This window comes from Micromonospora craterilacus (genome assembly GCF_003236315.1).
GTDB lineage: Bacteria > Actinomycetota > Actinomycetes > Mycobacteriales > Micromonosporaceae > Micromonospora > Micromonospora craterilacus.
The window spans coordinates 1-4,625 of record NZ_POTY01000352.1 but is presented as its reverse complement, the minus strand read 5'-3'; the positions used below and the strand labels follow the sequence as shown (position 1 = coordinate 4,625).

Sequence of the window (4,625 nt, the reverse complement as noted above, 5' to 3'; positions counted from 1 at the left end):
GGCCCGTACGGGCCCGCCCCCTCCGCGATCAGCCACCGGCCGCGCACCAGGCGGCGCAGTGCCCAGGGTCAGAGCCGGGCCAGTGCCCGGCGCAGCGGGTCGAGCCCGAGTGCGCCGAGGTCGAGCGCCTGCCGGTGGAACTCCCGCAGATCGAAGTCGGCACCCTTGCGGGCCTTGGCGTCATCCCGCGCCTGGAGCCAGATCCGCTCGCCCACCTTGTACGACGGTGCCTGCCCCGGCCAGCCCAGGTAGCGGTTCAGCTCGAAGCGCAGCATCTCGTCCGGCACCCGGCAGTGCGCCCGGAGGAACTCCCAGCCCAGCTCCGGCGTCCAGCGTTCGCCGGGGTGGAAGTCGAACGGGTTGTCCTTCGGGATCTCCAGCTCCAGGTGCATGCCGATGTCGACGATCACTCGGGCGGCCCGGAACGCCTGGCCGTCCAGCATGCCGAGCTTGTTGCCCGGGTCTTCCAGGTAGCCCAGCTCGTCCATCAGCCGCTCGGCGTACAGCGCCCAGCCCTCGCCGTGCCCGGAGACCCAGCAGAGCAGCCGCTGCCAGCGGTTGAGCAGCTCAGCCCGGACGGCGGTCTGCCCGATCTGAAGGTGATGACCGGGCACCCCCTCGTGGTAGACGGTGGTCACCTCACGCCAGGTGGAGAAGTCGGTGACGCCCTGTGGCACCGCCCACCACATCCGGCCCGGTCGGGTGAAGTCCTCGCTGGGGCCGGTGTAGTAGATGGCGCCGTCGCTGGTGGGCGCGAGCATGCACTCGATGCGCCGCACCTGCTCCGGGATGTCGAAGTGGGTGCCGTTGAGGTCGCTGATCGCCTGCTCGGCCAGCGCCTGCATCCAATCCCGGAAGGCATCCTTGCCCCGGATGGTGCGGGCCGGGTCGGCGTCCAGCGCCGCGACCGCCTCGTCGATGGTGGCACCGGGGCTGACGATCTGCCCGGCCACCGTGCGCATGTCGGCTTCCAGCCGGGCCAGTTCCGCGAACCCCCAGGCGTACGTCTCGTCGAGGTCGACCCGGGCGCCCAGGAAATACTGCGAGGCCAGCTCGTAGCGCTCCCGACCGGCGGCCTGCTTCTCCCGGCCGTGCGGGGCCATCTCGGTGCGTAGGAACTGCCCAAACTCGGCGGTCGCCGCGGTGGCCGCCGCCGCACCCCGGCGCAGGTCGGCACCGAGGGCGCCGTCGGCACCCAGCCGCCCGACCAGCCCGTGGAAGATGTTGTCGCCGTCCGGGTCCACCCAGGCGTCACACTGCTTGGCCACCTCGAGCAACTGCGCCCGTGGGCTGACCCGTCCGGCGGCCGTCGCCTCGCGCAGCGTGGTCTTGTACGCCTCCAGCGCTCCGGAGAAGAGGTTCAGCCGGGCGGCGATGTTGGCCTGCGCCTCGGCACCCTCGGTCGGCATCAGGTCGAAGATCATCCGGATTTCGTGCAATCCGCTGGTGATGACGCTGACCTCGCTGGTCGTCTCGCCGGTCTCGTACCGGGCCAGGTCGAGGCCCAGTCGTTCCTGCATCGCCTCCCGGGCGGTGCGCTCGGCCTCCGTGTCGGGCTCGGTCGCCTCCAGGTCGGCCAGGGCGCGCCGGGTCAGCTCGGCGCGCGCGGCGTACCCGTCCGGCGACAGGTCGTCCAACTTGTCGTCGTAGCCCGCGATGCCGACGGAGGTGGCGCCGGCCGGGCTCAGCGCGGCCCAGTCGGCCACGTAGCGGTTCGCGAGGTCATCGATTCGTCCCACGCTGCGACCCTACGTGACCTCACCGCCGTCGTGTTGACCCTGTTTGCGGTGTTCAACCCGGTCAAGCCGGAGCCCGCCGGGAGGCCGAGCCGCGGCCGGTGGGACCGGCAGCTGTGGTCCGCAACACGGTGGCCGAAAACCGCGGGACTTTGTCGTACGCCAGGGGCAGAGTGTCAGGGGTGACAGCGGACTTCACCCCTGACCGGCCGGCGCTGCGCAGCTGGCTGCCCGGCTTTGTCGCCCTCGCCGCCATCTGGGGCTCCAGCTTCCTGTTCATCAAGGTCGGCGTGGCCGAGCTGCACCCGCTGCACCTCACCCTCTACCGGGTCGCCTCCGGCGCGCTGACCCTGCTCGTGGTGCTCGCCGTGCTGCGTGACCGGCTACCCCGGGATCTCCGGGTGTGGGCCCACCTCACCGTGATCGCGGCCTTCGGTGTGGCCCTGCCGTTCACCCTGTTCGGCTATGGCGAGCAGCGGGTCGAGTCGATGCTCGCCGGCATCTGGAACGCCACCACCCCGCTGATCGTGCTGCCGCTGGCGGTGCTGGCCTTCCGTACCGAACGGCTGACCTCCCGGGGTGCCGTCGGGTTGGGGCTCGGCTTCGTCGGCGTGATGGTGGTGCTCGGCGTCTGGGAGGGCGTCGGCGGGGCACACTTCGTCGGCCAGCTGATGTGCTTCGGGGCGGCGGCCTGCTACGGCCTCGCCATCCCGTACCAGAAGAAGTTCATCGCCGGCAGCGCGCTGTCCGGGGTGTCCCTGTCGGCCGCGCAGCTGGTGGTCGCCGCGGTCCAGTTGGCCGTCGTGGCGCCGCTGGTGGCCGGCGCGCCGCCGCTGCCGACCGCGCTGTCGCCCAAGGTGCTCGGTGCCGTGCTGGCGCTGGGCGCGCTCGGCACCGGACTGGCCTTCGTGATCAACCTGCGGAACATCCGGATCGTCGGCGCGACCACCGCATCCACGGTGACCTACCTGATCCCGATCTTCGCGGTGCTGATCGGTGCCGTCGTGCTCGACGAGCGGCTGACCTGGCACCAGCCGGTGGGCGCGCTGATCGTGCTGCTCGGCGTGGCGGTGTCGCAGGGCCTGATCGGCCGCCGGCGGCGGCCGATCGCGGCCGGTACGGGCACCCCGATGGCACCCGCCGCCGAGCCCGCCACCCGCTGAGCCGCCGGGCCCGGTTTCAGGCGTGCGTCCAGGAGACCAGGTCGTCGGCCGTCCAGGTGTTGACCACCCGGTCGGCGGGGACGCCGCAGCGGGCCGCCCGCTCGCAGCCGAAGCGCTGCCAGTCGAGCTGACCGGGGGCGTGCGCGTCGGTGTTGATGGCGAACAGGCAGCCGGCCTCCAACGCCCGCCGGATCAGCCGCTTCGGCGGGTCCTGCCGCTCCGGACGAGAGTTGATCTCCACGGCGGTGCGGTGTTCGACGCAGGCGGCGAAGACCGCGTCGGCGTCGAAGTCGCTCTCCGCGCGGGTCCGCGCGCGGTGTCCCCGGTCGCCCGGTCCGGTCACCCCGGCCGGGCGGGAGGACACCATCCGGCCGGTGCAGTGGCCGAGGATGTCCAGGTGCGGGTTGGCGATCGCGGTGAGCATCCGTCGGGTCATCTTCGCCCGGTCGTCGTTCAGGCCGCTGTGCACCGACCCGACCACCACGTCCAGCCGGGCCAGCAGCTCCTCGTCCTGGTCCAGGGAACCGTCGGCGAGGATGTCCACCTCGATGCCGGTGAGGATCCGGAATCCCTCCGGCAGCGCGTCGTTCAGCCGTGCCACGTGGTCAAGCTGGCGGCGTAGCCGGTCCGCGGTGAGCCCACGGGCCACCTTGAGCCGGGGCGAGTGGTCGGTCAGCACGACGTACTCGTGACCCAGCTCGACGGCGGCCAGCGCCATCTCCTCGATCGGCGACCCGCCGTCCGACCAGTCCGAGTGGGTGTGGCAGTCGCCGCGCAGCGCGGTACGCAGGTTGGTGGCCTCGGCGTCGAGGTCGCTGCCCTCGGTGGCGACCAGCCGGCGCAGGTAGACCGGTTCCTCGCCGGCCAGTGACTCGGCCACGCAGCGGGCCGTGACGTCACCGACCCCGGCCAGCTCGGTGAGCGTGCCGGCGCGGGCCCGTTCGGCCACCTCCTTCTTCGGCAGCCCGGCCAGCGCGTTTGCCGCCGATCGGAAGGCACGGACCCGGTAGGTGGCCTCGTTCGCCCGCTCCAGCAGGAAGGCGATCCGGCGCAGGTCGGCGATGGGATCCCGGCTCATGCTGGGCCACCAAGCTGATGATTCGCTCGCTGGCGCTCGCTCATGTCGGCACTCCGCTTCGCTGCGTGCCGCCACGAGCGGTCAGGGCACCGAGCTGATGATTCGCTCGCTGGCGCTCGCTCATGCCCTGCAACCTACGCGCCCGCGCCGTCGGTCGGGGAACGACCGGCGGCGCGGGGGTGGTGGTGGGAACTGATCAGGTGTACGGCAGTCGGACGACCGAGCGGTCGCCGACGCCGAGCGTGGTGGGATTGGCCCCGATCGCGGACCAGACCTCCACCCGGACCGTGCCGCCGCGCAGGTTACCGAGGGAGCCGCTGCTGGAGTGCAGCCCGGCGGACTGGGTGTAGTGCTCCCAGCCGGGCACCGGGTCGGTGGCGAAGTAGCGGTACGTCTCCACCCGTTCCCAGCTCCCGTCGCCGGTCAGGTCGTACGAGACGCGTACCTGCACACCGTTGCCCACCGCGCTGCCGGCGTCGAGGAACAGGTCGAACGTGGTCTGCCCACCGGTGTGGTTCAGGTTGAGCCCGGTCGCGGTGAACACCACCGGGTTGCGCGGCGTGCCGTCGTAGTTGGCACCCCCGGCGCTGGCCACCGTCGTGGTGCCGGCGGTGCCGGCCGCGCCCAGGCCGCCGCCCGAGAGCAGGT

At 72.1% G+C, this 4,625-nt stretch carries 3 protein-coding genes and 1 pseudogene; 1 reads left to right on the top strand and 3 read right to left on the bottom strand.

Annotated features, from left to right (window positions below; all coding sequences use genetic code 11):
- Positions 1-68 precede the first annotated feature (68 nt).
- The gene (locus C1I95_RS31920; protein ID WP_111219582.1) at positions 69-1,739 is read right to left on the bottom strand and encodes a DUF885 domain-containing protein; all 1,671 of its coding nucleotides are present in this window, start codon (positions 1,737-1,739) and stop codon (positions 69-71) included.
- A 179-nt stretch (positions 1,740-1,918) separates the two neighbouring features.
- Here C1I95_RS31920 and C1I95_RS31915 point away from each other — a divergent pair, with 179 nt between their 5' ends.
- Positions 1,919-2,899, top strand: a complete 981-nt coding sequence (locus C1I95_RS31915) for a DMT family transporter (protein WP_146605922.1) — start codon at positions 1,919-1,921, stop codon at positions 2,897-2,899.
- 16 nt (positions 2,900-2,915) lie between these two features.
- Here the strand turns inward: C1I95_RS31915 and C1I95_RS31910 are convergent, their stop codons facing one another.
- Both C1I95_RS31910 and C1I95_RS31905 read right to left on the bottom strand, forming a co-directional pair.
- Complete coding sequence (locus C1I95_RS31910) at positions 2,916-3,977, bottom strand: PHP domain-containing protein (RefSeq protein ID WP_111219580.1); 1,062 nt, start codon at positions 3,975-3,977, stop codon at positions 2,916-2,918.
- A 196-nt stretch (positions 3,978-4,173) separates the two neighbouring features.
- Positions 4,174-4,625, bottom strand: a pseudogene (locus C1I95_RS31905) (glycosyl hydrolase); the annotation flags it as partial.

Excerpts from the sequence above, each read along its gene's own strand:
- C1I95_RS31910 (WP_111219580.1), bottom strand. The coding sequence starts at position 3,977 with ATGAGCCGGGATCCCATCGCCGACCTGCGCCGGATCGCCTTCCTGCTG.